The following is a 24,963-nucleotide window of genomic DNA, read 5'->3' as shown; positions in this document are numbered from 1 at the left end:
TCACGCGTGGAAGAGGTGGCGGCGGATGGCGGCCACGTTGGTGAAGATCCGGATCCCGAGCACGACGATGACGCCGGTCGAGAGCTGACCGCCGACGCCGAGCCGGTCGCCGAGGTAGACGATGCCCGCGGCGATGATGACGTTGCTGACGAACGAGACGACGAAGACCTTGTCGTCGAAGATGCCGTCGAGGTAGGCGCGCAGGGCGCCGAACACCGCGTCGAGCGCGGCCACGACCGCGATCGGGAGGTAGAGCTCGAGTCCGGCGGGGACATCGGGCTGGAACACCAGACCGAGGACGACGCCGACGACGAGTCCGAGCACCGCGATCACGGCGCGTCACCTCCCTTGTGCTTCGGGTTGGGCTGGGCGTACTTCGCCGACCGTAGTCGCTGGAAGCCGCTGGGCGCGGATCCGAGGCGCAGGTCGTCGACCCGGTCGATGTCGTGGCTGAAACCGTACTGGTCGGCCAGGACGACGAACCGCGACCACCCCCGGGTCTCGACCAGGTCGGCGCTGAGCGAGCGCGGGTCGCCGATGGCGACCACCGTGTAGGGCGGCGCGATGCCCACGCTGTTGACCTCGATCGGCTCGCCGGAGTTGCGGATCGCGCTGACCGCCGAGAGCCGCTGGCCGTTGATCGAGACCGCCTCGGCGCCGGCCTCCCACAGGCCGTTGACGAGCAGCGCGAGGTCGGAGTCGCGGATGACTTCGTTGGGCCCGGCGTAGTCGGGGTTGTCGACCACGACGCGCACCCCGGGGCCCCGGACGGGCGCGAAGCCGGTGAGCGCTCCGGTGTCGGCGACCCGGGCCCGGGCGTCGGCGAAGCGCCGGTTGAGCGAGCTCAGCGCGTCCTCGGCGACGGCGTTGTCGCGGCGCAGGTCGGCGATCCGGTCCTGCTGGGCGCGCAGCAGGTCGCGGCGCGCCTCGGCCCGGCTGATCAGGCTGGCCCGGCTGGCGTCGTCGACGTCGGCGTTCTGGGAGGTCTGCACGGCGGCCACGGTGACGAGCATCGCGAAGACGCCGATCACCGCGATCACGCCGCCGCGGTAGCGCCGGCCGCGCGCCGGGTCCACGTCCGCACCTCGCCGCGAGGCCGCGACCTGGTAGTCGCGGTCGAGCGCCTCCTGCGTGATGAGCGTCAGCAGCGGCGTCCGGGCCCGGTCGAGCTGGGTCGGCGGCTGCTCAGTCACGGCGGCGCCGCTCGGTCGTGGCGAGCAGCTTGCGGACCTGCCAGGCGTAGAGGACGCCGGCCCACCAGTAGAGCCCGACGCCCCACAGCGCGAACGCCCAGCCGAACACCTGGGCCAGCGTCGCGACGGTGCCGTCCCCGTCGCCGAGGAGCAGCAGGGGGAAGGCGTAGAGCAGGTTGAACGTCGCGGCCTTGCCGAGGAAGTGGACCGGCAGCGCGCTGTAGCCGCGGGTGCGCAGCAGCGGCACCAGGCCCCACAGGAGCAGGTCGCGCAGCGGCAGCGAGAGCGCCAGCCACCACGGGATGATGTCGCGCATCGCCAGGCCGACCACGACCGCGAGGATGTAGAGGCGGTCGGCGATCGGGTCGAGCAGCCGGCCGAGCTCGGACTGCTGGTCGAGCTTGCGCGCGAGCCAGCCGTCGAGGAAGTCGGTGACGCCCGAGAGCATCAGCACGACCAGCGCCAGGACGTCGGCCTCGGGCCCGAGCACCAGGTACAGGAAGAGCGGGACGCCGAGCAGCCGCAGCAGGCTGATCGCGTTGGGCACGGTCAGCACGCGACCGCGGCCGGTCCCCTCGGGACGGTCGGCACGCGTCCTCGATCCAGCCACGGACGACACCCTAGGGGATGCCCTACGCGATCGGCGTCTCGTCGGAGTGCGCCGCGTCGCGGATCTCGCCGACGAGCTCCTCGATGACGTCCTCGAGCGCGGCCACGCCCTGCGTCGTACCGCTGGTGTCGACGACGCGCGCCATGTGCGAGCCCCGGCGCTGGAGCACCTCGAGCGCGTCGTGGAGCAGCATCTCGGGGGTGACCGTCGCGAACGGGCGGATCCAGCGATCGGCGACGGGCCGCTCGCGGCGCTCCTCGTCGGGCTCGAGCACGTCCTTGATGTGCAGGTAGCCGACCAGGTCGCCCTGCTCCCCCACCACGGGGAAGCGGCTGAAGCCGGTGCTCGCGCAGAGCGCCTCGACGTCGGCGCCCGTGGAGCCGCGCACGACGGTCGCCAGCGACTCGGGCCGCATCATCACCTCGGCCACGGTCTTCTCGGTGAAGCCCAGGGCGCCGGAGAGCCGGTCGTACTCGTCCTCGGCCAGGAGCCCCTCGCCGTGGGACTCCTCGACGAGCGCGGCCACCTCCTCACGGGTGAAGGTGCTGCCGATCTCGTCCTTGGGCTCGATCCGCAGCAGCCGCAGGATGCCGTTGGCGATGGCGTTGATCGACGCGATGATCGGGCGCAGCACCGTGACGATGCCGAGCATCGGCGGGCCGAGGATCAGCGCGGCGCGGTCGGGTCCGGCGATGGCGATGTTCTTGGGCACCATCTCGCCGAGGACGACGTGCAGGAACACCACGATCGTCATCGCGATCACGAAGGCGACCGGGTGCAGCCACGCCTCGGGGACGTGGAGCTCGTGGAAGACCGGCTCGATGAGGTGGGCGAGCGCGGGCTCGCCGACGGCACCGAGGCCGAGCGAGCAGATGGTGATGCCGAGCTGGGCGCCCGCCATCATCTCCGAGACGCGCTCCATCGCGGTCAGCGTGATCCGGGCCATCCGCGACCCGGCCTGGGCCTGCGGCTCGATCTGGCTGCGGCGGGCGGAGATCAGCGCGAACTCCGCGCCGACGAAGAAGGCGTTGGCTGCCAGCAGGAACACGGCGAGCAGGACGCCGGCGAAGTCACCCATCGGACGGGTTCACCTCCTCGACGCGCAGCGAGAGCCGGTCGATGCGCAGCCCGTCCATGTGGTCGACGGTGAGCACCGCCTGGCGCAGCGGCTCGTCGTCGTCCTCGGCGCTCGCCGGCACCGCCAGCGGTACGACGGCCGTGTCGCCGTTGGCGGGGATCCGGCCGAGCACCTTGAGCACGAGGCCGGCGACGGTGTCGTAGTCCTCGTTCTCCGGCAGCTCGACGCCGGTCAGGTCCTCGACCTCGTCGGGGCGCAACAGTCCGGACAGCGACCAGGTGCCGTCGCGGCGCAGCCGGCCGCGGCTGCCGAGGCGGTCGTGCTCGTCGGCGATGTCGCCGACGATCTCCTCGATCACGTCCTCGAGGGTGACGATGCCGGCGTGGTCGCCGTACTCGTCGAGGACGACGGCCATCTGGAAGCTCTCGGCGCGCAGCAGCGCGAGCAGCGGGTCGAGCCGCAGCGAGTCGGGCACCACGATCGGCTTGGCCATCAGGTGCTTGACCTTGGTCGTGGCGCGCTCGTGGAGCGGCAGCGCCACGGCGTTCTTGACGTGCACGGTGCCGACGACCGCGTCGGACTCGTCGAGCACCGGGAACCGGGAGTTGCCGGACTCGCGGGCCAGCGCGATCACCGCACTGGCGCGGTCGTTGGTCTCGAGGCTGCGGGTGCGCACGCGCGGGGTCATGATCTCGCCGGCGGTGCGCGTCCCGAACTCCACCGAGCGCTCCATCAGCTCGGCGGTGTCGGCGTCGAGGGTGCCCTCGTCGGCGGAGTGCTGGATCAGCGAGGCCAGCTCGGTCGAGCTGCGCGCGGAGCGCAGCTCCTCCTGGGGCTCGACGCCGAGGCGGCGCACGATCGCGTTGGCGCTGCCGTTGAGCACCTTGATCGGCCCGCGGCACACCGCGGTGAAGGCCCGCATGGGGCGCTGGGTCAGACGCGCGGTCGTCAGCGGGAGCGCGATCGCGACGTTCTTGGGCACCAGCTCGCCGATGAGCATCGTCAGCAGCGTGCTCAGCGTCAGGCCGAGCGCGACGCCGATCGGGCGGACGGCACTGTCGGAGACGCCGGCGTCGAGCAGGGGCCCGCGCAACAGCTCGGCGATCGCCGGTTCGGCCAGGAAGCCGATCGCGAGGTTGGTGATCGTGATGCCGACCTGGGCTCCGGAGAGCTGGGTCGACAGCGTGCGCAGCGCCTTCTGGAGGCCGATCGCCGCGGGGTCGCCGTCGGCCGCGGCGCGGTCGACCTGACCACGGTCGACGGTGACGAAGGCGAACTCGGCGGCGACGAACAGTCCGCAGGCGAGGATCAAGAGGATGGCGAGTCCCAGCAACAGCCAGGCGGTCATCGGTGTCCTTCAACAGGGCGGGTCAGGAGTGCACCACCTTACCGGCCGGGCGGTGCTCACCCGCTGACGGCGGGGGCGTCCTCGCGCACCCGGACCCAGCCGGCCCCCGGCTCGAGGCGCCGGATCAGCTTGGCCGGCACTCCCCCGACGACGCTGTGGTCCGGTACGTCGCCGCGCACCACGGAGCCCGCCGCGACGACGACGTTCCGGCCGATCGTCGTACCGGGCAGGATCATGGCGCCGTGCCCGATCCACGTGCCGGCACCGATGGAGACGGGCTGGTGCGCGCCGAACTGGCGGCCCACCGGGACCTCGGGGTCCTGGTAGCCGTGGCTGGCGTCGGAGACGAAGACGTCCTGCCCGAACCACACGTCGTCGCCGATCTCGATCGACTCGTGCGCGGTGATGCAGATGCGCGCCCCGAGGACGCAGCGCTCGCCGACCACCAGGCCGCGCTCGGGGAGCACCTCCTGGGTCGGCCCGTAGCCGACCGACAGCGTCGCGTACTTGCCGATCAGGGTGTCCCGCCCGATGTGGATCGCGCTCGCGTTGACCACGTCGGAGAGCGGGAAGGCCAGGCACGCGCCGGGCCCGAAGGTCCCGAACCGGTCGGCCAGGTCGGTGCCCGGCGAGACGTCGCCCACGTGCTCGGCCCAGCGCCAGGCAGCATGGATGGAGCGGTTGAGCAGGCGGTGGAGCGGACGCCGGAGATCGGGCACCGGTGGAGGTTACCGAAATGCAACCTTGGCGGGGGTTCTCCGGTTCGTTCGCACCCCGTTCGGGGCCGTAAAATCCGGGAGTGCAGAAGCCCCACGTCATCGCCTACTTCGCCGACGACCCGACCCGGGTCTACCAGCTCCTCCAGTGGCTGCCCGTGCTCGAACGGCTCGATGACACCCATCCCGTCGCGCTCCTGGTGCGCGACGCCGACACCCGGGCGCTCCTCGAGGAGCGCACCTCGCTGCCGCTGCACCTCGCCCCGGGCTTCGCCGACCTCGCCGCGACCTACGACGAGCTCGACGCCAAGGTCGTCCTCTACTGCAACAACTCGATGCTCAACTTCAACTCGCTGCTCGACGGCCGGATGCTGCACGTGCACATCAACCACGGCGAGAGCGACAAGCAGAGCATGGTGTCCAACAACGCCAAGGCCTACGACCGCGTCTTCGTCGCCGGCGAGGCCGCCGTGCTGCGCCACCGCGCGGCCCTGATGGAGCTCGACGAGTCGCGCCTGGTCCGCATCGGCCGCCCCCAGCTCGACCTGCGCCCGGCTCCGCTGGTGCCGCCGAGCGAGCGTCGTACGGTGCTCTACGCGCCGACCTGGGAGGGCGACGCGGACTACAACGACTACACCTCGGTCGACGTCTTCGGCGTCGAGATCGCCCGCTCGGTCCTCGCGGTGCCCGACGTACGGCTGGTCTACAAGCCGCACCCCAAGGTGACCACGAGCCAGACCCCCGCCATCCGCGAGGCCCACCAGGCCATCCTCGAGCTCGTCGAGCGCGCCGCCGAGGCCGAGCCCGAGGCCGGCCACGCCGCGATCTGGCAGGGCGACATCCTCGCCGTCTTCCCCGGCTGCGACGCGATGATCACCGACGTCTCCTCGGTCGGCCTCGACTGGCTCTACCTCCAGACCGACAAGCCGATCCTCATCACCGACCGCCACCACGACGCCGAGCGCCTGCGCCAGGAGGTCCCCGTCAGCCGCTGCGCCGACGTCATCGACACCGCCGACCTCCCCGGCCTCACCGCCCTGCTCACCGACCGCCTCGCCCACGACGAGCACCGCATCGCGCGGGCGGCCATGCGGCACCACTACTTCGACGACAACGGGGTGGGCGACAGCACCGTCCGCTTCGTCGAGGCGGTCACGGCGCTGGTCGAAAAGCGCGACCGGCTCCGGGGCGCGAGCCCCGAAGCCGGTCTGGAGGAGTCGGCCTGACGGGTCAGGCGGCTCCGGCTGGCTGTGCTGAGACGGTCAGCGAAGCTGGGTGCTGATGACCCAGTTGGAGTAGCTGGTGATGTAGCCGGCACCCGGCTTGACGACCGCCCGGAAGGTCGTCTTGGTGCGCTTGAACGGCAGCTTGACGGACCAGGCGCCCTTGGCGTTGGTCTTGACCGTGCGGAACTTCGTCCACTTGCAGGTCGCGGCCTTCGGGGTGGCGCAGGTCGTCTTCTGGATCATGACCGGCTTGCGGCCGTAGGAGGTGACCTTGCCGCTGAAGACCTTGGTGCGCTTCTTGTACTTGTCGTGCAGGTTGCGCGCGACGCCGACCGACACGGGCGCCGAGGTGGCCGGCGTCCAGACGACGGTCTCGCTCGGGTAGGTGTAGGTGCCGCCGGAGTAGACGACGCGGTACTTCGTGGTCTTGGCCGGGCGGACCGTCCAGGTCAGCTTGTTGGTCGACGTGGTGATCGTCTGGGTGCTCACGGCGGCCCAGGTCGACGAGCCGTAGGCGAGCTGCTCGAGGCGGGCGGTGCCGGCCGAGACGAGGTAGTCCTCGTTGTCGGGAGCGGTGAAGTAGACCTGAGCCTCGACGGTGGCGGTGCCGCCCTCGCGGACCGCGACGGTCGCCCGGACGTCGACGGCACCGTTGTAGGTGTCGGCGCTCGCGGGCGCCGACGACACGGTGACGAGCGAGAGCGAGCTCGCCACGAGCGCGACGACCATCAGGACGACGCGGCGCAGTGCTTTCATGTTCATGTTCATGGGAGTCCCCGGAATTGAGTTGTGGTGAACCTTCGCGGCGTTTGCCGCCAGCGGAGGCTACCCCGACCGGTCCCGGAATATGTCGGCGGGACCTGAGAGGCTTCGACCATGCCCGACACGCGTGACGTCTACGCCGCCGAGGACCTCTTCGCCGGCTGGCTCGACGACGCGAGCCGGACGCCGGGCGAGCCGGTCCGGGTCCGGGTAGGGGCGAGCGTGCAGGCGTTCGAGCCCGAGGTCGAGGTGCGGTTCTCCGACCCCACCGCCGTCCAGGCGTACGTCGACCGGGTGCTCGCCCACCTGACCGCCACCGCCAGCCGGTACGACGACGGCGCGGGCCTCGACCGCGCGAGCGTCCCGGTCGTGGTCCGGGCCCGGCGCGGGCGCTCGCGCGCCCACTACGAGTACGACGAGCTCCCGCTGCGCGGGGTGATGGCGATCCCGCCGCGCGAGGTCGGCGGCGCGTGGTCGCTGCGGGCGGCGGTGGTGCTGCACGAGCTGGCCCACCACCTCAACCCGGCCGAGGGGCACGGGCGGGAGTTCCGCACGACGTACCTGCGGCTGCTCGAGGACATCGGGCAGCCGGTCCAGGCCGACCTGCTCCACACCGCCTACCGGCTGACCGGGCTCGACACGGGGGTCGACGGCGAGGACCGCACGCTGCTGCGCATCGGGCGGCTGCTGCGTCAGGCCGAGCGGACGAGCAACACGGCCGAGCGCGACGCCTTCTTCGCCAAGGCGCAGGCGCTGGCGACCCGGCACCAGATCGCGCTGGCGGTGGCGCGGGCAACGGCGGGCGCCGAGGAGCAGCGCGAGGACCCGGCCTACGAGACGGTCCTCATCGGTGAGTCCGGCAAGCGCTCGCTGGCGCGCTACGTGCGGCTGGTGCTCGAGATCGCGCGGGCCAACGACGTGCGGGTGGCGATCTACACGAGCAACACCCGGGTGACGCTCTACGGCTTCCCCTCCGACCTCGCGGTGGTCAAGGCGCTCTACGCCTCGCTGGTCACCCAGATGGTCGCCGACGGCGACGCCCACCTGCGCTCGGGCGCCCACAAGGCCGACCAGCGCCAGGTGTGGGACGCGCGGCGGCGGCGCTGGGAGGTACGGCCGGTGCACGGGTCGACGGCGCGGGCGGCGTTCTACGAGGCGTGGGCCGACCACGTCGGCGAGCGGCTGGCGGCCGCCCGGGCCCAGGAGCGGGCCGCCGCGGTCGCGGCCGACGCCCCGGTCGCCGAGGGGCCGACCTCGACCGAGCTCGCGCTGCGGGCCAAGGAGGTCGAGGTGGTCGACTACTTCGGCCGGATGCAGCGCGAGCACGACATCCGCGGCACCTGGAAGGGCACCGCCTCGGCGGCCCAGGCCGCGCCGGGCTCGCGGGACGCCGGGACGCGCGCCGCCGCTCGGGCCCGGCTGGGCACCGAGCGGGCCATCGATCAGCCGCGGTAGCCGGCCGCCACCGCGGTCGACGGCACGCTCTAGCCCGGCAGTCCCAGTCCCGGGACGACGTACGACGCCACGAGCTCGCGCTCGGCCGCGCCGTCGCGGCCCGGCATCGCCACCAGCGCCAGCACCGAGCGCACGATCCACTCGCCGTCGGCGGTGCCCGTCCGGGCGGCACCGGTGAGCGTGCGCGCCAGCGCGGTGATGCCCTCGGGGCCGCCGAGGACGTCGTCGAGGCTCGCCCGGTCGCGCAGCCAGGCGGCGACGACGGCGTCCGCCCGGATCGCCTCGGCCGCGGTCACGATCGCCTCGGTCGCCCGGGCCGCGCCGGTGAGACCCGCCGTCGCCGCCTCGACCCGCGCGACCACGCTCGCGGCGCCGGCGGTCAGCAGCGCGTCGACGAGAGCCGCCCGGTTGCCCACCAGGCGGTAGAAGGTCGCCCGCGAGCAGCCGGCCCGCCGGGCGACGGCGTCCGCCGTGGTCCGCTCGACGCCGCGCTCCAGGAACAGCTCGCGCGCCGCCCGGTGCACCCGGCGGACGGCGGCGTCCCGGCGTCGCCCGTCGATCAGCCAGTCCTCCTGCGTCATGCGGCGAAGCATCTCGTGACGAGACACGCTCGCGCCACCTCCAAGCGGCGGATGAGACACCGGCACCGGAGTCCGGGTCGGGCCTGTCCGCTCCCGTTGACGGCGCCGGGACCCGGCCCGACGCTGGAGCCATGTTCGACGTCTTCGACCCGGCGCTCATCGACGACCCGTACCCGGCGCTCGACCGGCTGCGGGCCGCGGCGCCGGTGCACCGGGTCGGCGCGACCGGCTTCCACCTGGTCTCGTCGTGGGACCTGGTCCAGGAGGTGCTCGGCGCGCCCGAGACCTACTCCTCGCACCTGCGCTCGGTGCTCCTGCGCCGGGCCGACGGGTCGGCCGGGGCGCTGCCGATGGACGGCGGCGGCACCGTCGAGCAGGTCCTGGCCACCGCCGACGATCCCGCGCACCGGCTGCACCGCTCCGCCGTGCTGGCCACGCTCGGCCGCCGGATCCGGGCGCTGGAGACCTCCGTCGAGGAGCAGGTCGACGGGCTGTGGTCGGCGCACTGCGCGGGCGGCACCGTCGACTGGGCGCGCGACGTCGCGGACCGGCTGCCGCTCGCGCTGGTCGCCGAGCTGATCGGGCTGGCGCCCGCGGACGTGCCCGCGCTGCTGCGCTGGGCCTACGACAGCACCGAGATGCTCGGCGGCTGGGTCGACGGCGAGCGGCTGGACGCCACGATCAACGCCTCGCTCGAGCTGCACGCCTACCTCGCCGCCCGCTTCGACGAGGCGCTCGACCGGCCCGGCGACGACCTCATGGGCGAGCTCGCCGTCGCCTGCCAGGTCGGCGACCTCGAGCCCGGTACGGCGGTCCTGGTCCTGCTGCAGCTCGTCGGCGCCGGCGGCGAGTCGACCGCGGGCCTGCTCGCCACGGCCGCCCGGCGGCTGGCGACGGACTCCTGCCTGCAGCGCCTGCTGCGCGCCCAGCCCGACCTGATCGACCCGTTCCTCGACGAGTGCCTGCGCCTGGAGTCGCCCTTCCGCGGGCACTACCGGCACGTCCTCGCCGACACCACGCTGGGCGGCGTCGACCTCCCGGCCGGGAGCAGCCTGCTGCTCCTTTGGGGTGCGGCCAACCGCGACCCGGCTCGCTTCGAGGAGCCCGGCGCCCTCGACCTGGGCCGCGCCGGCGTCCGCCGGCACCTCGCCTTCGGGCGCGGGACGCACTTCTGCGTGGGCTCCGCGCTCGCCCGGCTCGAGGCGACCGTGGCGATCCACGCGCTGCTCACCCGGACCACGTCGTTCACCCTCGACGGTCCCGAGGAGGAGGCCGCGGCCTGGGTGCCGAGCATCTTCGTGCGCCGGCACGCACGACTGCGGCTCCGGCTGCGGCTGGTTTGACCCGCGGCGGGGCGGGCACGCTGCCGCGGTGTCCTCTCCTCGTCGTGCCCTGACCGTGCTCGCCACGAGCCTCGCCCTGCTCGCGACGCCGTCCCTGGCCGCCCCCGCCGAGGCCGCCGCCGCCGACGTCAAGGTCACGGCGACGCGCAGCGCGACGGTCAGCGTCACCCGGAGCGCGACCGTCACCGCGACCCGCAGCGCACGGGCCTACCGGCAGACCGTCGTCGTGAAGGTGCGCAAGCGCCACCACGGCCACTGGCACCGGGCCAAGGGCCGCGGCTACGTCTACCTGAGCGCCACCCGGTCGAGCACGGCGACCGCGACCTCGACCGGCCGGGCCACCCAGACCGCCGAGCGCAGCTGCACCCGCGCCACCCGGGCCAAGGCCCGCGCCTGCGCGGAGCGCAAGGCCCAGGCCGCCGCCGACGCGCTCGCCACGCAGATCGCGGGCGAGGTCGCCGTCGAGCAGGCCACTCCCGTCGCCGCCCAGACCGCCGCGGACCAGGCCCAGGCCGCCGCGACCGCGGCGGCACTCACCGACCCGGTCCCGCAGAGCCTCATCGACGTCGCGACGGCCCAGGCCACCCAGCAGGCCCGGCACAAGGTGCGGGCCAAGGTCCGCCGGCACCGCCGCTGAGCGGCTGGGGAGCACGCCCTAGGCGCGCACCCGCCGGTTCGCCCGCCCGGTCGCCCGGGCGACGAGCTCGTCGCCGTGGGTCACCCGGATCACGAAGATGTCCTCCTTGGCCAGCCGCTCGGCGACCTCGGCGCTCGCCACGAGCGCGTCCCCGGGCCGCGCCGGGCGGACGTAGTCGATCTGCACCGCGCTGACCACGCCGGAGTGCTCGGCGTCGTTGGCCGCCGCGGCCAGGGCGATGCCGGCCAGCGAGAACAGGAACGAGCCGTGCGCGGTCCCGTGCGGGTTGAGGTGGTCGCCGGTGACGACGACGCGGGCCTCGGCACGCCCGCCGCCGTGACCGGTGACGTCGACGCCGAGCGTGGCGGCGTACGCATCGCGGGGGGCGCTCATCGGGGGCCGTCCACGAAGATGTCGTACTCCAGCTCGCCGGTGCCGCCGTACCCCGAGAAGTCGGTGACGCCCGCCTCGCGGAGCACCTCGACGTCGAGCACGGCGTGGCCGGTGAACTCGCGCGAGGGGCGGGTCAGGATCTCGATCGCGGCGTCGGCGACGATCGCGGGCGTGCGGGCCTTGGCGATCGCGTCGTCACCGCCGAGCAGGTTCTGCACCGCCGCGGTCGCGATGAGGGTCTCGGGCCACAGGCAGTTGGCGGCGATCCCGGCCTCGGCGTACTCGGCCGCCCAGCCGAGGGTCAGCAGCGACATGCCGTACTTGGCGAGCGTGTAGGCGGGGTGCTTGCCGAGCCACTCCGGGGACAGGTTGAGCGGCGGGCTCAGCGAGAGGACGTGCGGGTTGGTGCCGGCGCGCAGGTGCGGCAGGCAGGCCCGGGTGAGCAGGTAGGTGCCGCGCAGCTGGATCTGGGTCATCAGGTCGAACCTCTTGACCGGCAGCGCCTCGGTGCCGTCGAGCGCGATGGCCGAGGCGTTGTTGAGGCAGATGTCGATCCCGCCGAAGCGCTCCACCGCGCGGGCCACGGCGTTCTCGACCGAGGCCTCGTCGCGTACGTCGCCGACCACGGCCAGCGCCTGGCCGCCGGCCGCCTCGATCTCGGCCGCCGCCGTGTGCACGGTGCCGGGCAGCCGCGGGTCCGGCACGTCGGTCTTGGCCAGGAGGACGACGTTCGCCCCCTCGCGCGCCGCCGCCAGCCCGATCGCCAGCCCGATCCCCCGGCTGCCGCCGGACATCATCAGGGTCCGCCCCGCAAGTCGCTTCTCGCTCATGGCGGCACCGTTACACACCCTCGACAACCGCGCCAAGAGTGTTAGACATAGATCACAACAGATCCCGCACAGCCGTCGACGGCTTGTAATATCGGCCGGGCCATGGCTGCCTCCGACCTCAAGCCCGTCTCCACCCGCTCCGCGCTGCTCACCCTGCTGCTCGGCGCCGAGGTGCCCCGGCTCTCCACCCGCGAGCTGGTCGCGGCCGCCTCGGTCGTGGGCTTCGCGGAGCCGACCGTGCGGGTCGCGCTGTCGCGGATGAGCGCCGCCGGGGACGTCGTCCGCGACGACGACGGGGGCTACCGGCTCTCCGACCGGCTCGTCGCCCGGCAGCGCCGCCAGGAGCAGGCCGCGCACCCCTCGCTCCGTCCCTGGGACGGCGCCTGGGAGCTGGTCGCCGTCACCACCGCCGGGCGCACCGCGAGCGAGCGCGCCGACCTGCGCACGACGCTGGCCGAGCTGCGCCTCGCCGAGCTCCGCGAGGGCCTGTGGACCCGGCCCGCCAACCTCGACCTCGCCTGGCCCGACGCCGTCGAGGAGGTGTGCGACCGCTTCACCGGCGCCCCCGTCGCCGACCCGGCTGCGCTGGCCGCCCGGCTCTGGGACCTCGACGCCTGGGCCCGCACCGCCCGCGCGCTCCTCGACGCCACCGCGACCGACGACCCGGTGCTCCGGTTCACCGCGTGCGCCACCTCGGGACGGCACCTGCTCACCGACCCCGTGCTGCCCGCCGAAATGCTGCCCGCCGACTGGCCGGGCGACGCGCTGCGGGCCTCCCACGTCGCCTACAAGCAGTGGGTGGTCGACATGCGCCGCACAATGGTGGGGTGACCACGCCCGAGGCTCCCGCGCAGCCGAACGAGAGCCTGCTCACCGTCCTCGTCGCCCTGACCGCCAACGCCCTCATCGCGATCGCCAAGACCGTCGCCGCAGTGGTCACCGGGTCCGCGTCGATGGTCGCCGAGGCGGCGCACTCGTGGGCCGATGCCGGCAACGAGGTGTTCCTGCTGGTCGGCGAGCGGCAGAGCGCCCGGCCGCCGGACGACGAGCACACGCTCGGGTACGGGCGGGCCGGCTACGTCTGGTCGATGTTCGCGGCGTTCGGGCTGTTCACGGTGGGCGCGGCCGTGTCGGTGTGGCACGGCGTCCAGTCGCTGGGCGGCGAGGCCGAGACGCCGTCGTACACGTGGGCGTACGTCGTGCTCGCGATCGCGTTCGTGCTCGAGGGCACCTCGTTCCTGCAGGCCCTGCGTCAGGCACGCGCCGCGGCGGCCCCGCGCCGGCTGCGGCCCATGCGCTACCTGCACGTCACGTCGAACCCGATGCTGCGCGCCGTGGTCGCCGAGGACTCCGCGGCACTGGTCGGCCTGGTCGTCGCGTTCACCGGCATCCTGCTCCACCAGCTGACCGGCGACGCGATCTGGGACGCGCTCGGCTCGATCGTGGTCGGCGTCCTGCTGGGCCTGGTCGCGCTGTTCCTGATCCGGCGCAACATGGACTTCCTGACCGGCGAGGCGGTCACCCCGCTGGCCCGCAATGTCGTCCTGCACGGGCTGCTGGAGCACCGCGACATCGCGCGGGTCAGCTACCTGCACATGGAGTGGGTCGGCGCGGACCGGATCTTCCTCGTCGCCGCTGTCGACGTGGTCGGCGACGCCCCCGAGTCGGACGTCGCCGCGCGCCTGGCCGCCATCGCCGACGACCTGCACGAGCGTCCCGAGATCGTGCGCGCCGTGCTCACGCTGACCCGGCCGGACGACGAGACCGACCTGCGGCCCGCCGCGCTGCCCGACTGGTACGAGGACCCGCAGGAGATCCCGTCGGCCTAGGGCATGTCTCTCAAGTCAGCGCCCGCGCAGCAGGCGCGGACTTGAGAGACATGCCCTACTAGTCGGCGGCCGGCGCCGGCTCGCTGCGGAAGCGGTTGGGCCGCCCGGCGATACCCATCGCACGCCAGATCCGGCGCGAGACCGGGTTCATCAGCCCGGTCTCCTCGGCGAGCATCCGGACGTCGCCGAACATGTCGCGCAGGAACTTGCGCGACTCCGGGCTCCCCCACCAGACCTCGCGGACGACCTCCTTGGGGATGCCCATGTCGCGCACAGCCTTGGGCCCCGGCACGACGATGGCGTCGCACAGCACCCGCATCAGGACCGGCGTCAGCACCGAGGCGAACCCGCGCTGGAGGCGGTTGAGGTGCGGCGCGCGGTGCTCGAGGTACTGGTGGGCGAAGCCGATGTGGCGCGCCTCCTCGGCGACGTGGATCTGGCTGATCCGGTGCAGCAGCGGGTGCATCTCGGCACCCGAGCGGAGCATGACCTTCTGGACGTAGTCGATCGGCTCCTCGCCGCCGAGCACACCGATGAAGAAGATGAAGGGCAGGTGCTTGGCGGCGAGCGGCAGGAAGGGGCCGAGCGTCCGGAACAGGCTGTGCGCGCCGGGGACGTCCAGGCCGGTCCGGTTGACGAACTCCTGGAACATCTGGGTGTGGTGGCACTCCTCCGTCGCCTCGTGCGTGGAGTAGCGGAACTCGGCCCGGCCGTTGGGGAGGTCGAGGCAGTACATCATCAGGCCCGCGATGAGGACCTGCTCGAACTGCAGGCCCACCTTGACCACGTTGGTCTGGCGGTAGAAGCCGACCTCGATCTGCCGCTCCCGCGGGAGCGAGCGGTACCACTGGGTACGCCCCAGCGGGTCGACGTCGGGCAGGATCCAGCGCGGGTCGGCGGGGTCGATCGCGTGCTCGGGGTCGTCCCAGGCGATGTCGGTGAAGGCGTCGAAGTGGTGCTCCACCGATGCCTCGGACAACGTCCGGAGCATCGCCTCGTACGCACCTTGGTTGACGCCCTGCTTGACCGCGACACCACTCATGGACTTGATGCTACCGCTGGTAACACCTAACGCAACCCACCCCGCCGCACCGGATCAGAAGTGGGTGCCGCCGTCGATGCGGACCTCGGTGCCGGTGATGAAGGCGCCGTCGTCGCTGGCGAGCATCGCCACGACGCCGGCCACGGTCTCCGGACCGGCGAAGCCCTGCCCCAGGGCCGGGGCGAGCTTCATGAACAGGCTCATGTCGGCGTCCTCGGGCAGGCCGGGGCCCGCGCTCTGCTTGCTCTGGCCGCTGCCGTCGGTCATCCCCGAGGAGATCGAGCCGGGCTGGACGGCGGTGAACCGGATGCCGGCCTGGGCGTACTCGGAGGCCAGCGCGTGGGTCATCGACTGGATGCCGCCCTTGCTCGCGGCGTACGCCGCCATGTAGGGGTGGGCGAACTGCGCGGAGGTCGAGCTGAAGTTGACGACCGCGGCGCCGTTGCCCTCCAGCAGGGCCGGGACGGCCTCGCGGATGACCAGGAAGGTGCCGACCAGGTTGACCCGCAGCACCTTCTCGAAGGCGTCGACGCTCATCTCGTGGGTGTGCGCGGAGCGCAGGATGCCCGCGGCGTTGACGACGGCGTCCAGCCCGCCCAGCGCCTCGACGGCCTGCGCGACACCCGCCCGGACCGAGGCCTCGTCGGCCACGTCGATCACGACGGTCGTCAGCCGGTCGGCCGCCTCGCCCGCCCGGGTGGTCGTGTCGGCGAGACCGGCCTCGCTCACGTCGGCGGCCACGACCCGGCCGCCCTCGGCCAGCATCCGCAGTACGGTCGCCTGGCCGATGCCCGAACCGCCACCGGTGACCAGGACCCGGCGTCCCTCGTATCGGTTCATCACTGCATCTCCTTCGCTGTCGTCGCGGTGGCGCTCGTCGTCATCGCTCCATCTGGCACAACGTGCCATTTCTGCACAATATGCCCATCCGGCACGAGAACGCTAGGCTCTTTCCGTGACCGAGACACCGGGGACGTCGGGCTCGCTGACCGAGCGCCGCAAGGCCGCCACCCAGCTGGAGATCGCCCGGACGGCGGCACGGCTGTTCACCGAGCGCGGCGCGGCCGGGACGACGGCCGAGGCGATCGCCGAGGCGTCCGGGATCGCGCTGCGCACCTTCTACCGCTACAGCCGGACCAAGGAGGACGCCGTCGCCCCGCTGCTCAGCGTCGGCGGCGACGCCTGGCGGGCCGGCCTGGCGGCGACCGCGCCCGGCACTCCCCTGCTCGCGGCGGTCGAGGCCGCGGTGCGGGCGTCCGTGGCCAGCGGGGACGACGATCCCGGGCTCCCCTGGGTCCGCGGCCTGCTGCGGGCCGCGGCGGACGACGCCGCGCTGGCCGCCGTCTGGTACCGGGTCAACCTCGACTCGGAGCGGCAGCTGCGCCCGGTCCTCGCCCGGCTCGCTCCGGACACCGACCCGGTCGACCTGGCCCTGTTCGCCGCCGCGGCCACCGACGCCATCCGGCTCGCCTTCGAGACCTGGGCCGAGAGCGACGAGCCGCAGGCACCGGTCGAGCTCGCCGTCCGGTGCCTGCGCGCCCTCACCGCAGGCCTGGTCTGACCTCAGAAGTGCCGGTCCAGCCACGCGAGCAGGATCGCGGTGACCCCCTCGGGGTCCTCCTGCTGGGTCCAGTGGCCGGTGTCGACCATCCGCCGCTCGAGGTCCTCGACCCGCAGCAGCAGGTCGTCGGTGCGGTCGGGGTGGCAGATCGGGTCCCGGCGCGCGGCGATCATCAGCGCCGGCACCGTCAGCCTGGGGATCACGCCGTCCGGGTAGAGCTCGTTCTGCACCCGCCAGGTCTCCTCGATGCTGCGGTACCACCCGAGCGGCCCGCCGAAGCCGGTGCGCCCGAAGACCTCGGCGTAGGCCGCGAGCTCGGCGTCGTCCAGCAGCACCTCGCCGGGCCAGGTGTCCTCGTCGTCGGCGAGCCGGTGGCTGTAGGCCATCGCGTCGGCGTCGTGGCGCCCGGTCGCCGAGAGCGTCGTCCCGGCGCCGGTGTCGCGGCGGAAGAAGAACCGGAAGGTCCGCGCCGGGTCCTTCTCCAGCAGCGCCTGGAGCTCGGGTGTCTGGAAGTGCGCGATGTAGTTGTCCGGCCCGAACGCCGCCAGGTTGGCCTCCAGGGGGTGGGCCCGGGAGTAGCCGAAGGGCGTGTTGAGCGTGACCACGCCCGCCACCCGCTCCGGGTGCAGGTGCGGCATCCACCACGACACCATGCCGCCGAAGTCGTGGCCGACGACCACCGCCCGCTCGTAGCCCGCCTCCGCGACGAGCCCGGCGACATCGGCCGTCGTCTCCCGGATGCTGTACGACGTGGGCTCGGCCGGCCCGGTCGAGCCGCCGTACCCGCGCAGGTCGGGCGCCAGCACGTGGAAGCCCGCGTCGGCCAGCGGCTGCATCTGGTGGCGCCACGAGAGCGCCAGCTCGGGGAAGCCGTGGCACAGCACGACGCAGACCTCCCGCGCCCGCCCGGTCGGTCGCGCCTCGTGGACCGCCAGCCGGACGCCGTTGGTGTCGACGTACCGGGGCTCGGGGAGCAGCGCGCTCACCGCTCCGCGCCTCGCTGCTGGAGCCCGCGCGGGACCGCGAGCGAGACGACGGCGCCGATCGCGGCGGCGGCCGCGGCGACGAGGAAGGCGGCCTGGAAGCCGGACTCCTCGTAGACCACGCCGGTCGGGCCGGCGGCGAGCACGTGGTGGGCCAGCACGGTGAAACCGATCGTGGAGATGAACGTGCCGGCCATGGTCTGCGCGACGCCGACGAAGCTCGACCCGACGGCGCGCTCGGTCTCGGGCAGGGTCAGCAGGGTCAGGTTGGGCACGGCGGCATAGATCATGCAGCCGAGGCCGAAGACCACCCAGACCAGCACCATCACCGCGGGAACGGTCGGCACGGTCGCGAGCACGAGCGCGGCGACGGCGATCGCGACCGCCCCGAGCGTGAGGTGGTTACGGAAGCCGAGCGAGCGCGCGGTGGCGCCGACGACGAAGCCGCTGGCCACGATCGCGAGCTGACCCGGCAGCAGCCAGCCGGCCATCGCGGTCGCGCTCAGCCCGAAGCCGTACGACGTCGTGTCCGGCGCCTGGAGCAGCATCGGCATGAGCGTGGCGAGGAGGGTCGTGGCGCCGTACGCGATGCCGCCGGCGATGACGGTCCAGCGCAGCGCCGGGTTGGCGAAGAGGTCGAGGCGGATGAGCGGCTCGGGCGTGCGCCGCTCCCACCACACCCACACGGCGAAGCCGACCAGGCCGATCGCGACGAAGGTCAGCGTGCGGGAGTCGAACAGTCCCCACACCTTGCCGCGGGACAGTCCGAACATGACGACGAACATGCTCGCGGTCACCAGCGCCGCACCGAGCCAGTCGATCCGCGAGCGCGAGCGGATCGGCGTCTCCGGCACGACGATCGCGGCGAGCAGCGCGCCGACGGCGCAGAACCCGAAGGCGAACCAGAAGACCGAGCGCATGCCGAGGTGGTCGATGAGGACGCCGGCGACGAGGAGCGAGCCGACGCCGACCGCGCCGACACCGGTGTTGGCGATGCTGATCGAGATCGACTGCATCCGGACCGGGAAGGTGTCGCGGATCAGCGTGTAGCCCAGCGCCATGCAGGCGAAGGCGATGCCCGACAGGAAGCGCCCGGCGACGAGGATCTCGAAGGTCGGCGCGGTCGCCGAGATCAGGGCGCCGACGGCACCGACGGCCGCGGTGACCACGAGCATCCGCTTCTTGCCGTAGCGGTCCGCGAGCTTGCCGATGATCGGCGAGGCGACCGCCCCGGACAGGGTGAACGCGGTCATCACCCAGACCACCTGGCTGCCGGGGAACTCCGCGGCGACCTGCGGCAGCGCCGGAGCGATGAGGGAGAAGCCGAGCGCGGACTGCTCGGTCAGGAGCAGCAGGACGAGGAGCACCCCGACCCAGGAGCGGGTCGAGCGGTGGCCGGGATCGGCGACGGACGCGCGTCCGGCGCCGTCGGAGGTCGAGACGGACATGAGCGGGCTCGCTTTCAGCGGAGGGTGAAGTGGGTGGGATCGGGGGCGCGGTGCTCGGTCCAGACGTCGACCAGCCGCCAGGGGCAGGCGAGGATCACCCGGCCCTGCGCGTTGCGGTAGTAGGTGTGCGCGGTGGGCGTGTGCCGCCAGACGGTGCGCTCCATGTCGGCGTCGATCCGGGCGACGTACTCGTCGTACGCGGCGCGAGTGGGCTCGAGCGCGCGGGCCCCCTCCTCGGCCAGGAGGTGCAGGCACTCGAAGAGGTAGTGCACCGTCACCTCGATGCCGAAGTTGTTGCCCGCGCCGTGGCTGGGGTTGGCGTTGGGCGCGTTCGCGACGAACAGGTTCGGGAAGCCGGGCACCGTGCCGCCGCGGTAGGCGCGCGGGTCGTTGCCGGCCCACTCGTCGACGAGGCGGACGCCGTCGCGGCCGCGGATGTCGAGCCCGGAGAGGAAGTCGAGGTGGAAGCCGGTGGCGTAGACGATGACGTCGACCTCGACCAGCTCGCCCTCGGGCGTGCGGATGCCGCGCTCGGTGATCTCGGCGGGCTCGGCGGCCACGACGTCGACGTGGTCGCGGGTGAGCGCCGAGTAGTAGCGCCCGGGGTCGCGGATGATCCGCTTGCCGAAGGGCGCGAAGTCCGGGGTCACCTTGGCCGCGAGCTCGGAGCCGGCCCCGAACGTCCGGTCGATGTAGGCCAGGCAGTCCTGGAGCAGGATGTCGTTGGCCGGTGAGATCGACTGGTGCGTGGCGGCCCACTCCTCGTCGACGAGCACGACCGGGTAGCCGTTGTCGGCCGAGCCCCAGAACGCCTTGAGCCGCAGCCAGCTCGCGTAGAACGGCACGTGCCGGCCGAGCCAGCGGTGGTGCTCGGGGACGTCGTCGCTGCCGCGCTTGCGCGGCGCCACCCAGTGCGGCTGGCGCTGGAAGAGGGTCAGGTGCGCGACGTCGTCCTGGATCGCGTCGACGATCTGGGCGGCCGTGCAGCCGGCGCCCACCACGGCGACGCGCTTGCCGGTGAGGTCGAGCGCGGGGTCCCACTCGCCGGAGTGCACGCTCAGGCCGGCGAACCGCTCGCGGCCCGGCGCGGACGGGTACCGCGGCCGGTTGAGGTAGCCGAGCGCGGTCAGCACCACGGCGGCCTCCTCGACCCGGGTGCCGTCGGCGTCGGTGACGGTGATCCGCCAGCGGGCACGGTCGTCGTCCCAGACCAGGCCCTCGACCTCGGTGCCGAAGGCGACGTGCTCGCGGAGGAGGTGCCGGTCGGCGACCTCGCGCAGGTAGTCCTGGTACTCGCCGCCCTTGGGGTAGTAGCTCGACCAGTCCGGGTTGATGTGCGAGGACAGCGAGTAGTACGACGACGGCGTGTCCACGCCGACGCCGGGATAGGTCTGGGTCAGCCAGGTGCCGCCGATCTCGTCGTTGCGCTCGTAGATCCGGTAGCGCACGCCCTCGCGCTGCGCGGTGAGCGCCGCGGCGATGCCGGCCAGCCCGCCGCCGAGGATCGCCAGGTCGACCGACTCCGGCAGCGGCCGGGTGCGCGGCACCACCGGCTGGGCCCGCCGGAAGCCGCCCTGCTCCAGCAGCATCGGGTAGTACTCCGGCGCCGGGGTGAGGCCCATCGCGATCGGCACGAGCCGGGTGAAGAAGGCGAGGTCGTCGGGCGCCGGGCCGCCGGCGGCCGCCGGCACCTGCGGTGCGGTCAGCGCGGCGACCAGCCGGTCGACGACCTCCGCGGCCGTCGCGGCGTCGGTGCGGCCCGCCATCTCGGGCGGGTCCGGGACGTGCCCGATCCGGGGGCCGAGCTCGTCGAGCACCGCCGGGTCCCGGGTCAGCTGCGCCAGGACGGCGAGGAGGACGGCCGGGTCGGCGTGCTCCAGGTGCGCGCGCAGGTCCGCGGCGGCGGGCGGCGCGGCGGCTCCCGGCGAGGCGGCGAGGTGGTCGTGGACGACGACGGACACGAGAGGACTCCTTGGGGACGCGTTCGGTGTGAGCCAGGACATTAGGTGGACTCTTCGACTACTGTCCAGACTCTCGTCTCGGTTTTCGCATCGAGAGTCTTTCGAAAGGAATCCCATGCAAGAGCTGCGCTTCGACGGCCAGGTCGCTCTCGTCACCGGTGTCTCGACCTTCGGCCTCGGCCTCGCCTACGCCCGGCGGCTCGCCGCGCGCGGGTGCCGGGTCGTGGTCAACGACCTCGGCCGGGACTGGACCGGCGGCACCCATGCCCCCGCCACCGACGAGGCCGTCGCGCTCCTCGCCGCCGAGGGCGCCACCGCCGTCGGCGTGACCGGCGACGTCGTCACCGAGGCCGAGCGGATCGTCGAGGCCGCGGTCGCCGCCTTCGGGCGGCTCGACGTGGTGGTCAACAACGCCGGCGCGGGCGGGGACTTCGACACCCAGGTCGACGTGCACCTGCGCGGCGCGCACCGGATCAGCGAGGCGGCCTGGCCGCACCTGGTCGCGAGCGGCGCCGGGCGGATCCTCAACATCTCCTCCAACGGCAGCTACGGCGCGCCCGCGATGCCCGGGTACGCCGCCGCGAAGGGCGCGATCCTCTCGCTCACCCGCACCCAGGCGATCCTCGGGCGGCCCGCCGGCCTCCGGGCCAACGCGATCCTGCCCGCGGCGTGGACCCGCTCCACGGCGGGCATCGAGCAGCCCGGCTTCGGCGCGTTCATCGAGGCGCACTTCCCGCCCGAGGCGGTGGCCGCGTTCGCGGCGTACCTGCTCCACGCGGACACCACGCTGAGCGGCGAGGCGTTCGCGGTCGGCGGCGGGCTCGTCAGCCGGGTGGTGCAGGCCGAGACCCCGGGCGCGTACGCCGACGCCCACGTCCCCGAGGCCTGGCCGGCCCTCATCGACCAGGTGCTCGCCCCCGAGGAGCCCGACCAGGTGCTGGTCGCCCGCTCGCTGTGGGCCCAGCTCGACGCCTTCGTCGGCCGGATGGGCCCGCAGGCGCGCGCCGACTGGGCGGCCGTCAAGGTCTCCCCCGACGTGACCGGCAAGGCGGGTGCGCGATGACCGCCCTCGACCCCGACGTCGCGGCCTACCTCGCCGGGCGCGGCGAGACCTGGGTGCCCATGCACGTCGCCGGCATCGAGGCCTCGCGCGCCGCCCTCGCCGCCCTGCCCCGGCGCGAGGGACCGGCGATGCACCACGTCGAGGACCGCGTCGTCGACGGGCCGCACGGCCCCCTGCGGCTGCGGGTCTACCGGCCCAGCGCGGAGCCGGACCTGCCCGCGATCGCCTACTTCCACGGCGGCGGCATGGTGATCGGCAGCATCGACGACTTCGACGTGCTGGCCCGGCTGCTGGCCGAGGCGTCCGGGGCGGTCGTGGTCAGCGTCGACTACCGGCTGGCGCCCGAGCACGTCTACCCGGTCGCCACCGAGGAGGCCTACTTCGCGGTCCAGTGGCTCGCCGGGGCCGCCGCCGAGCTCGGCGTCGACGCCGGCCGGATCGCGGTGGCCGGCGACAGCGCCGGGGCGACGCTCGCGGCCGGCGTCGCGCTGCGCACCCGCGACGAGGGCGGCACGCCCCTGGTCTTCCAGCTGCACCTCTACGCCGGGATCGACCGGGACGACACCCGTCCCTCGGTGCGCGAGCACGCCGACGGGCCGATCATCACCGCGGGCGACTTCGCCTGGGCGACCAGCCTCTACCTGGGGCCGGACCCCGAGCGCGACCACCCGTACGGCGTACCGACGCTGGCGCGCGACCTCTCCGGCCTGGCCGACGCGATCGTGGTCACCGCCTCGCACGACCCCGCGCGCGACGGCGCCGAGGAGTACGGCGAGCGGATGCGCGCCGCGGGCACTCAGGTCGCGCTGCTGCGGTACCCCGGGGTCGCCCACGGCTTCCTCATGCACGCCGACCGGCACGAGCGCGCCCGCCTCGCCCTCGCCGAGATCGGCGGGCTGGTGCGGGCCAAGCTCACGGCACGCGCAGGATCGCGCACCACACGTCGGTGAGCGTGGCCACCGCGCCGGGCCGGTCGGTCTCCCACCCGCGGACCAACCAGGTGTTCATGAACGTGGCGAGCCCACCGATGAGCACCAGGGCCCGGCGCGGCACGTCGTCCTCGTCGAAGCGCGCCCACAGCGCGGCGTTGGCGGTCAGCGCCGTGACGAACCGGCGGTGGTAGTCGACGTAGAAGTCGTCGTAGCGGACCAGCCCGGAGTTCTGCACCCGCAGCCGGACCGCGCTCGCCTCCCAGGCGTCGACCAGGTGCTCGACCCAGCCGCCGATGCTCTCCCGGGTCCACTCCTCGAGGTTGCCGAAGACGCGGTAGAGCGTCTCGGCCTCGTTCCAGAGCTCGATGACGATCTCGCGGACGATGAGGTCCTTGCTCGGGAAGTAGGAGTAGAGCGTGGCCCGGCTCGCGCCGGCGGCCTTGGCGATGTCGTCGATGGTGGTCTCGCGGAAGCCCTGCGCGCCGATCAGCCCGGCCGCGGCGTCGAGGATGGTCGCCCGGGTCTGCCGCTTCTGCTGCTCCCGGAGGGACGGACGCGGCGCGGGTACGATTTCCATACTCCCAGTCTAGGGTCCGGGTCCACGACGACCAGCGCGAGGACCTGCACCGGACCGGTTCGTTGTGCCACACTTGCCCAGCCCCACCCGGGGACGGGCAAGGAGGGGCAATGGACCGACCTGTGGAGTACGACCGCGGCGCGGTCGCCTCCCTCCTGCTCGTGGGGACGCTCGTCCTCGCGCCGGTCGCGCTCGTGCTGGGGGTGCGCGGCCTGCGCCGGACCGGGCCCAGACGGCGCCGGGGCCGGTGGTGCGCCGTGCTCGGCGTGGTCGGGGGCGGGCTCGGCATCGTGGCGATGATCGGCGGACTGTGGCTGGGGAGCTGGTTCCGCGACAACGTCCGCCCCGTCGACGACCTCGCGGTCGGCGACTGCGTCTCGCCGGGCTTCGACCTGGACGACCTCGCCACCGAGGACGTCGCCTTCGGGTCCCGCTCGTGCAGCGAGGCGCACCTGGCCGAGGTCGCCGTGACCGGGACGCTCGACTACAGCCAGGCCGAGTCTTTCGCGCTCCGGTCGGGTGCCGAGATCTGCGCGAACCGGTACGCCGAGCCCTACCTCTCGGCCGCCGAGTCGGCCCGCTACGACGTCCTGGTGGTCCTCGACGGCGACCCGGACCGGGCGTCGTACGGCGACACCTATGCGTGCCTGCTGCTGCGCGCCGACGGCACCTCGCTCCACGAGCCGATCGGGGGCCGGGGCGCGTGAGCGACGACTTCCGCGACCTCGCGGCCGGCAGCGACGCCCCGTCGCGCCCCGGCACCTCGGCGGCCGGCTGGGCGCTCGGCCTGTCCCTGGTGAGCTGCTGCTACCTCGGCAACCTCTACTCGACCAAGATCGCCCTCGACATCCTCGCCGACGACCGCCGCAGCCGCCGGCCCGACCGCACTCCCGTCTCGCTGGCGGTGGCGGCGCTCGCGATCAACGCGGTCGCCGCGGGCTCGCTCGTGCTCCTCGGTTACGTCTACCTCGGTCTCGGCCTCGGCTCCCTGGAGGACGGCCGGGTCGCCCGCCCCCTCGAGAACGCCAACCCCGCGGCGGTCGTCAGCTATGACGTCCTCACCGCGTCCACCTGCGTCGTCCTCGGCGACGAGACCAGCCGCGACCGGGTCGTCCCCTGCGGGGGCGCGCACGACGCGGAGGTCTACGCGCAGGTCCCCCTCCCGGCCGGGGCCTACCCCGGCGACGCCGCGGTCGAGCGCGTCGCCCAGCGCTGCGAGGGTCGCCTGTTCCGCGACTACGTCGGCGTCGACCGCGCGCACTCGGCACTCACGACGTTCAGCTACTACCCCGACGCGATCACCTGGGCCGAGCCCAACCGCTACGTCGCCTGCATCGTGGGCGACCCGGCGGGCGAGCCGCTGACCGGCTCGCTGCGCGACAGCCGCCGCTAGCC

At 73.4% G+C, this 24,963-nt stretch carries 27 protein-coding genes; 11 read left to right on the top strand and 16 right to left on the bottom strand.

The features are described 5' to 3' along the window. Genes M0M48_RS08460 through M0M48_RS08435 form a run of 6 tightly spaced genes read right to left on the bottom strand, consistent with a single transcriptional unit; the run spans position 1 to position 4,948 of the window. The gene (locus M0M48_RS08460) at positions 1-333 is read right to left on the bottom strand and encodes a small basic family protein (RefSeq protein WP_038678772.1); all 333 of its coding nucleotides are present in this window, start codon (positions 331-333) and stop codon (positions 1-3) included. Continuing rightward, a complete protein-coding gene (locus M0M48_RS08455; protein ID WP_215816015.1) occupies positions 330-1,193 on the bottom strand; it encodes a DUF881 domain-containing protein in 864 nt (287 codons plus the stop codon). Before M0M48_RS08455 ends, M0M48_RS08460 begins: the two co-directional genes overlap by 4 nt. Beyond that, positions 1,186-1,803, bottom strand: a complete 618-nt coding sequence (locus M0M48_RS08450; RefSeq protein ID WP_215816016.1) for a CDP-alcohol phosphatidyltransferase family protein — start codon at positions 1,801-1,803, stop codon at positions 1,186-1,188. The genes M0M48_RS08455 and M0M48_RS08450 overlap by 8 nt, the downstream gene beginning before the upstream one ends. Positions 1,804-1,825: 22 nt before the next feature. Next, positions 1,826-2,881, bottom strand: a complete 1,056-nt coding sequence (locus M0M48_RS08445; protein WP_215816017.1) for a hemolysin family protein — start codon at positions 2,879-2,881, stop codon at positions 1,826-1,828. Continuing rightward, the gene (locus M0M48_RS08440; RefSeq protein WP_215816018.1) at positions 2,874-4,229 is read right to left on the bottom strand and encodes a hemolysin family protein; all 1,356 of its coding nucleotides are present in this window, start codon (positions 4,227-4,229) and stop codon (positions 2,874-2,876) included. The genes M0M48_RS08445 and M0M48_RS08440 overlap by 8 nt, the downstream gene beginning before the upstream one ends. Positions 4,230-4,285: 56 nt before the next feature. Then, entirely contained in the window at positions 4,286-4,948 is a 663-nt protein-coding gene (locus tag M0M48_RS08435) for an acyltransferase (RefSeq protein WP_257750788.1), read from the bottom strand. An 80-nt stretch (positions 4,949-5,028) separates the two neighbouring features. Between M0M48_RS08435 and M0M48_RS08430 the strand changes: the two genes are divergently transcribed. Then, positions 5,029-6,171, top strand: coding sequence for a CDP-glycerol glycerophosphotransferase family protein (locus M0M48_RS08430; protein WP_257750787.1), 1,143 nt, complete (start codon positions 5,029-5,031; stop codon positions 6,169-6,171). A 36-nt stretch (positions 6,172-6,207) separates the two neighbouring features. Here the strand turns inward: M0M48_RS08430 and M0M48_RS08425 are convergent, their stop codons facing one another. Continuing rightward, positions 6,208-6,933 (bottom strand): hypothetical protein, encoded by a 726-nt coding sequence (locus M0M48_RS08425; RefSeq protein ID WP_257750786.1) that lies wholly within the window; start codon positions 6,931-6,933, stop codon positions 6,208-6,210. 114 nt (positions 6,934-7,047) lie between these two features. On the opposite strand from M0M48_RS08425, the gene M0M48_RS08420 reads away from it, so the two are divergent. After that, a complete protein-coding gene (locus M0M48_RS08420) occupies positions 7,048-8,388 on the top strand; it encodes a TIGR04338 family metallohydrolase (RefSeq protein ID WP_257750785.1) in 1,341 nt (446 codons plus the stop codon). 29 nt (positions 8,389-8,417) lie between these two features. Here M0M48_RS08420 and M0M48_RS08415 read toward each other — a convergent pair whose 3' ends face one another. Continuing rightward, positions 8,418-8,969, bottom strand: coding sequence for a TetR/AcrR family transcriptional regulator (locus M0M48_RS08415; protein ID WP_257750784.1), 552 nt, complete (start codon positions 8,967-8,969; stop codon positions 8,418-8,420). A gap of 131 nt (positions 8,970-9,100) precedes the next feature. On the opposite strand from M0M48_RS08415, the gene M0M48_RS08410 reads away from it, so the two are divergent. Both M0M48_RS08410 and M0M48_RS08405 read left to right on the top strand, forming a co-directional pair. Beyond that, positions 9,101-10,312, top strand: a complete 1,212-nt coding sequence (locus M0M48_RS08410) for a cytochrome P450 (RefSeq protein ID WP_257750783.1) — start codon at positions 9,101-9,103, stop codon at positions 10,310-10,312. Positions 10,313-10,340: 28 nt separating this feature from the next. After that, positions 10,341-10,949, top strand: a complete 609-nt coding sequence (locus M0M48_RS08405; protein WP_257750782.1) for a hypothetical protein — start codon at positions 10,341-10,343, stop codon at positions 10,947-10,949. A gap of 18 nt (positions 10,950-10,967) precedes the next feature. Here the strand turns inward: M0M48_RS08405 and M0M48_RS08400 are convergent, their stop codons facing one another. Both M0M48_RS08400 and M0M48_RS08395 read right to left on the bottom strand, forming a co-directional pair. Beyond that, on the bottom strand, positions 10,968-11,342 hold the full coding sequence (locus tag M0M48_RS08400) for a hotdog fold thioesterase (protein ID WP_257750780.1): 375 nt from the start codon (positions 11,340-11,342) through the stop codon (positions 10,968-10,970). Then, entirely contained in the window at positions 11,339-12,172 is an 834-nt protein-coding gene (locus tag M0M48_RS08395) for an SDR family oxidoreductase (RefSeq protein ID WP_257750779.1), read from the bottom strand. Before M0M48_RS08395 ends, M0M48_RS08400 begins: the two co-directional genes overlap by 4 nt. A gap of 102 nt (positions 12,173-12,274) precedes the next feature. Between M0M48_RS08395 and M0M48_RS08390 the strand changes: the two genes are divergently transcribed. Together M0M48_RS08390 and M0M48_RS08385 are read left to right on the top strand one after the other, a co-directional pair. Then, positions 12,275-13,003, top strand: coding sequence for a PaaX family transcriptional regulator C-terminal domain-containing protein (locus M0M48_RS08390; protein ID WP_257750778.1), 729 nt, complete (start codon positions 12,275-12,277; stop codon positions 13,001-13,003). Further along, positions 13,000-14,001, top strand: a complete 1,002-nt coding sequence (locus tag M0M48_RS08385; RefSeq protein WP_257750777.1) for a cation diffusion facilitator family transporter — start codon at positions 13,000-13,002, stop codon at positions 13,999-14,001. Before M0M48_RS08390 ends, M0M48_RS08385 begins: the two co-directional genes overlap by 4 nt. 58 nt (positions 14,002-14,059) lie before the next feature. On the opposite strand, the gene M0M48_RS08380 is transcribed toward M0M48_RS08385, so the two are convergent. Both M0M48_RS08380 and M0M48_RS08375 read right to left on the bottom strand, forming a co-directional pair. Continuing rightward, the gene (locus M0M48_RS08380) at positions 14,060-15,043 is read right to left on the bottom strand and encodes an AurF N-oxygenase family protein (protein WP_257750776.1); all 984 of its coding nucleotides are present in this window, start codon (positions 15,041-15,043) and stop codon (positions 14,060-14,062) included. 54 nt (positions 15,044-15,097) lie between these two features. Further along, positions 15,098-15,883 carry an SDR family NAD(P)-dependent oxidoreductase gene (locus M0M48_RS08375; protein ID WP_215816030.1) on the bottom strand — a complete coding sequence of 262 codons (786 nt, stop codon included), beginning with the start codon at positions 15,881-15,883 and terminating at the stop codon, positions 15,098-15,100. Between the two features lie 115 nt (positions 15,884-15,998). Between M0M48_RS08375 and M0M48_RS08370 the strand changes: the two genes are divergently transcribed. Further along, complete coding sequence (locus M0M48_RS08370; protein ID WP_257750775.1) at positions 15,999-16,604, top strand: TetR/AcrR family transcriptional regulator; 606 nt, start codon at positions 15,999-16,001, stop codon at positions 16,602-16,604. 2 nt (positions 16,605-16,606) lie between these two features. Here M0M48_RS08370 and M0M48_RS08365 read toward each other — a convergent pair whose 3' ends face one another. From M0M48_RS08365 to M0M48_RS08355, 3 genes are read right to left on the bottom strand one after another with little or no spacing between them, the layout of a single operon-like run. Next, complete coding sequence (locus tag M0M48_RS08365; protein ID WP_257750774.1) at positions 16,607-17,590, bottom strand: alpha/beta fold hydrolase; 984 nt, start codon at positions 17,588-17,590, stop codon at positions 16,607-16,609. After that, the gene (locus M0M48_RS08360; RefSeq protein WP_257750773.1) at positions 17,587-19,035 is read right to left on the bottom strand and encodes an MFS transporter; all 1,449 of its coding nucleotides are present in this window, start codon (positions 19,033-19,035) and stop codon (positions 17,587-17,589) included. Before M0M48_RS08360 ends, M0M48_RS08365 begins: the two co-directional genes overlap by 4 nt. A 14-nt stretch (positions 19,036-19,049) precedes the next feature. Continuing rightward, the gene (locus M0M48_RS08355; protein ID WP_257750772.1) at positions 19,050-20,996 is read right to left on the bottom strand and encodes a flavin-containing monooxygenase; all 1,947 of its coding nucleotides are present in this window, start codon (positions 20,994-20,996) and stop codon (positions 19,050-19,052) included. 115 nt (positions 20,997-21,111) lie between these two features. Between M0M48_RS08355 and M0M48_RS08350 the strand changes: the two genes are divergently transcribed. Both M0M48_RS08350 and M0M48_RS08345 read left to right on the top strand, forming a co-directional pair. Further along, positions 21,112-22,059 (top strand): SDR family NAD(P)-dependent oxidoreductase, encoded by a 948-nt coding sequence (locus tag M0M48_RS08350; RefSeq protein WP_257750771.1) that lies wholly within the window; start codon positions 21,112-21,114, stop codon positions 22,057-22,059. Beyond that, positions 22,056-23,009: an alpha/beta hydrolase gene (locus M0M48_RS08345; protein ID WP_257750770.1), complete on the top strand. Its 954-nt coding sequence runs from the start codon at positions 22,056-22,058 to the stop codon at positions 23,007-23,009. The genes M0M48_RS08350 and M0M48_RS08345 overlap by 4 nt, the downstream gene beginning before the upstream one ends. On the opposite strand, the gene M0M48_RS08340 is transcribed toward M0M48_RS08345, so the two are convergent. Continuing rightward, positions 22,972-23,568 (bottom strand): TetR/AcrR family transcriptional regulator, encoded by a 597-nt coding sequence (locus M0M48_RS08340; protein WP_257750769.1) that lies wholly within the window; start codon positions 23,566-23,568, stop codon positions 22,972-22,974. The two genes, M0M48_RS08345 and M0M48_RS08340, sit on opposite strands and share 38 nt — an antisense overlap. Positions 23,569-23,678: 110 nt before the next feature. Between M0M48_RS08340 and M0M48_RS08335 the strand changes: the two genes are divergently transcribed. Together M0M48_RS08335 and M0M48_RS08330 are read left to right on the top strand one after the other, a co-directional pair. Continuing rightward, positions 23,679-24,275 carry a hypothetical protein gene (locus M0M48_RS08335; protein WP_257750768.1) on the top strand — a complete coding sequence of 199 codons (597 nt, stop codon included), beginning with the start codon at positions 23,679-23,681 and terminating at the stop codon, positions 24,273-24,275. Further along, complete coding sequence (locus M0M48_RS08330; protein ID WP_257750767.1) at positions 24,272-24,961, top strand: septum formation family protein; 690 nt, start codon at positions 24,272-24,274, stop codon at positions 24,959-24,961. The genes M0M48_RS08335 and M0M48_RS08330 overlap by 4 nt, the downstream gene beginning before the upstream one ends. Positions 24,962-24,963 lie beyond the last annotated feature (2 nt).

This window comes from Pimelobacter simplex (assembly GCF_024662235.1).
Taxonomy (GTDB): Bacteria; Actinomycetota; Actinomycetes; order Propionibacteriales; family Nocardioidaceae; genus Nocardioides.
Note: the sequence above shows the minus strand (reverse complement) of the source record. Positions and strands in the feature narration are given on the sequence as shown.

Excerpts from the sequence above, each read along its gene's own strand:
- M0M48_RS08350 (WP_257750771.1), top strand. The coding sequence starts at position 21,112 with ATGCAAGAGCTGCGCTTCGACGGCCAGGTCGCTCTCGTCACCGGTGTC.
- M0M48_RS08425 (WP_257750786.1), bottom strand. The coding sequence starts at position 6,933 with ATGAACATGAAAGCACTGCGCCGCGTCGTCCTGATGGTCGTCGCGCTC.
- M0M48_RS08400 (WP_257750780.1), bottom strand. The coding sequence starts at position 11,342 with ATGAGCGCCCCCCGCGATGCGTACGCCGCCACGCTCGGCGTCGACGTC.
- M0M48_RS08445 (WP_215816017.1), bottom strand. The coding sequence starts at position 2,881 with ATGGGTGACTTCGCCGGCGTCCTGCTCGCCGTGTTCCTGCTGGCAGCC.
- M0M48_RS08335 (WP_257750768.1), top strand. The coding sequence starts at position 23,679 with ATGGACCGACCTGTGGAGTACGACCGCGGCGCGGTCGCCTCCCTCCTG.
- M0M48_RS08420 (WP_257750785.1), top strand. The coding sequence starts at position 7,048 with ATGCCCGACACGCGTGACGTCTACGCCGCCGAGGACCTCTTCGCCGGC.
- M0M48_RS08375 (WP_215816030.1), bottom strand. The coding sequence starts at position 15,883 with ATGAACCGATACGAGGGACGCCGGGTCCTGGTCACCGGTGGCGGTTCG.
- M0M48_RS08395 (WP_257750779.1), bottom strand. The coding sequence starts at position 12,172 with ATGAGCGAGAAGCGACTTGCGGGGCGGACCCTGATGATGTCCGGCGGC.
- M0M48_RS08440 (WP_215816018.1), bottom strand. The coding sequence starts at position 4,229 with ATGACCGCCTGGCTGTTGCTGGGACTCGCCATCCTCTTGATCCTCGCC.
- M0M48_RS08415 (WP_257750784.1), bottom strand. The coding sequence starts at position 8,969 with ATGACGCAGGAGGACTGGCTGATCGACGGGCGACGCCGGGACGCCGCC.
- M0M48_RS08340 (WP_257750769.1), bottom strand. The coding sequence starts at position 23,568 with ATGGAAATCGTACCCGCGCCGCGTCCGTCCCTCCGGGAGCAGCAGAAG.
- M0M48_RS08345 (WP_257750770.1), top strand. The coding sequence starts at position 22,056 with ATGACCGCCCTCGACCCCGACGTCGCGGCCTACCTCGCCGGGCGCGGC.
- M0M48_RS08380 (WP_257750776.1), bottom strand. The coding sequence starts at position 15,043 with ATGAGTGGTGTCGCGGTCAAGCAGGGCGTCAACCAAGGTGCGTACGAG.
- M0M48_RS08410 (WP_257750783.1), top strand. The coding sequence starts at position 9,101 with ATGTTCGACGTCTTCGACCCGGCGCTCATCGACGACCCGTACCCGGCG.
- M0M48_RS08390 (WP_257750778.1), top strand. The coding sequence starts at position 12,275 with ATGGCTGCCTCCGACCTCAAGCCCGTCTCCACCCGCTCCGCGCTGCTC.
- M0M48_RS08360 (WP_257750773.1), bottom strand. The coding sequence starts at position 19,035 with ATGTCCGTCTCGACCTCCGACGGCGCCGGACGCGCGTCCGTCGCCGAT.